At 49.6% G+C, this 2,561-nt stretch carries 2 protein-coding genes; both read right to left on the minus strand.

Translation table 11 applies throughout. The features are described from left to right. Window positions 1-24: 24 nt before the first annotated feature. Window positions 25-1,251, minus strand: a complete 1,227-nt coding sequence (locus BOO20_RS03700; RefSeq protein ID WP_076790687.1) for a PAS domain S-box protein — start codon at window positions 1,249-1,251, stop codon at window positions 25-27. Window positions 1,252-1,278: 27 nt separating this feature from the next. After that, on the minus strand, window positions 1,279-2,499 hold the full coding sequence (locus BOO20_RS03705; protein WP_233120867.1) for a PAS domain-containing protein: 1,221 nt from the start codon (window positions 2,497-2,499) through the stop codon (window positions 1,279-1,281). Between the last annotated feature and the right edge of the window lie 62 nt (window positions 2,500-2,561).

A 2,561-nucleotide genomic window follows, 5' to 3' on the forward strand; every position in this document is an offset into this window, starting at 1 on the left:
CAGTGCTGTAGTAATATACGCTTTTTATATTACTACCCACTTCACACAGCGAAGAGCCATAAATTTCTCTTCAACAAGGGATCTGTCAAGGGGATGAATGGCTGAGTTTAAGGGCGTCCTGATCATCTCTCGATCTGTTTTACCGACAATCTCATCGCGCAGGGTTGCATTCCATGATTTAAAGTTTCCGCTGGCATCAATCACATAAAAAACACCGGGAATGCTGTCGATAACACTCTTGCGCAAAAGCTGTTCACTCTTTCCGATCGCTTCGGCACGCTTCAGTTCGGTAATGTCAACAACAATTCCGGCATACCGGATTACCTGGCCATCCTGGTCCTTAAAGGGGATTCCCTTGGACATCAGCCAGCGCTCTTCACCTGAGAGGTTATGGACACGCCACTCAAGGCTGAAGGGAGTACCCTGAGCTACCGCATACTGAACAACCATCTCTTTGGCCAGGCGCTCCTCCGGCACAATGGACTCTTTCCAGAGTTCATAGGAGGGCTCACGGCACCAGGGTTCCAGGCCGTAAAGTTGCCATAGCCCCTCTGACCAGACGTTTTCGTTGGTTATGGTGTCCCACTCCCAGCTTCCGGCATGTGTCTCTTCCAGAATGATCCGCAGGTGTTCATGAGCATCGATGATCTCGTGCTCGGCTTTTTTTTGCCTTGAGATGTCGGTGATTGCAATCCGGCAACTCTCTCTGTTACTGTCAAGGGTGGCGTCAATGCGCACCAGAAAGCTCTCCGGATTATGCGGGTCGGTGCTGGTGCTTTCAGTGTGGGGATGCTCTTTATTCAGCTCGATTTCACAGAAGAGGAGATCGTCACTCATCGCGAAAACCTTTTCCATCAGGGCTGTAAAGAGAGCACGGTCATTGAAGGTGATGAAGTTTATGAAATATTTGTCGAGCAGCCAGGACCTGTTCTCACAGAGCATTTTCGCTGCGGTCAGATTTCCTTCAACAATTTTGCTGTCGCGGGTAATCGTCAGGTAACCGACAGGAGAGAAGTCGTAGAGTTCTGTGAAGCGATTGAGGCTCTCTTCGAGTTGCGCCCTTGACTCAATCAGCTCTTTCTGCTGCATTTCGAGCTCAAGCTGATGAACCGACAGTTGATGAATCATCCGGATCATCTCTTCCCGGGAGGAGGGGATATCGGAAGTACTTAGAAGGCGTTCCCGCAGGCGCTTTTCTGCTCTGGAGCTTAATTCTGAACGCTCATCAGAATCGGAGGGGTATGGATTCATAAACCTTCAGGTTTTACCGGATAATGTTCAGTTTACCATTGAGCCCGGATCGTTGATTTCAAAAAATGAAGAGTAGAGCTGATCGGGCTTCTCACCTCCTTTTCGAATGCGGGGAAATGAGCTCATCCTGATCCAGCGGAGTACCTTGTCTGAATGTCCCACTATACCAAAAATAACCCCTTTGACCGGTTTACCCGTCTGCAGTGCCATCAATTCCGGACGTTCATGTTCAGGGAAATCCGACCCGTCCTCCCGGACAAATTTCAACAGGAGCTGATCAAGGGTTTTGCCCTGAAGCGCTTCACCCGAGAATCCAAGAATACGCTGGGCCTCCCGGTTTGAAAGCAGGAGCGCGCCTGATTTATCCTGAATCATGGCACCAACCTGCATGGTATCAATCAAAAACCTGCAACTCTCCTCAGTCTCACGCAGGCTATGCTCCAGTTTGATGGCAGTGCTGATATCATTGAAGGTAATGACCAGCCCGTCAATGCGATTGTCAAGGGTACGGTAGGGCATGATTTTTACCGTAAACCACCGGTTATTGCTTGCAGGAACACTCTTTTCACTCAGCACAAGCGAGTGAAGCACCTCACGGGCGTCGCTCTCAAGATCAGGGTAGTGCAGATCGGTAGCAATATCGGTTACCGGGCGCCCAATATCGCCAGGAATCAGTTTGATTATCGTAGAGGTACGGTTGGTGAAGCGGCGAATATTGAGATCATCATCAAGGAAGAGGGTTGCAATATCGGTACTGTTGAGGAGGTTTTTCATGTCATTGTTTGCCTGTGACAGGTCATTCACCTTCGACTGGAGTTCATGATTGACGGTCTGCAGCTCCTCATTCAGCGACTGCATCTCCTCCTTGGAGGTGTTGAGCTCCTCGTTGGTGCTCTGCATCTCCTCATTGGCGGATTGCATCTCCTCATTGGTTGATTTCAGCTCTTCCTGGGAGGTCTGCATCTCTTCACGAATGCCGAGGATCTCATCCTTTGCCTCTTTGAGCTCATTTTCAAGCTGCACAATCAGGCTGTTGCCGTTGAATTCAGGGGGGAGTTCGGAAGAGAGGATACCGGTAGAGTACTTTTTGACATCGGCAAACACAATCATCACCAGTCCTCTGATTGATTCGGGAGTCTCAAGGCGTTTTACCGTCAAATCAACGATCTGGGTCCCGCCGTTTGTGCCGACGGTGACACCTTTTTTGGTTAATTCCCCCTCATGCTGGAGCACACGGCTGAAGAGCACATTCCCCTATGTGTTAATATAGATGTCGCGTCCAACAAGGAGGCGAATTATGGAATATTCAA

This window comes from Chlorobium sp. KB01 (assembly GCF_001975465.1).
In the GTDB taxonomy this organism is placed as follows: Bacteria; Bacteroidota; Chlorobiia; order Chlorobiales; family Chlorobiaceae; genus Chlorobium.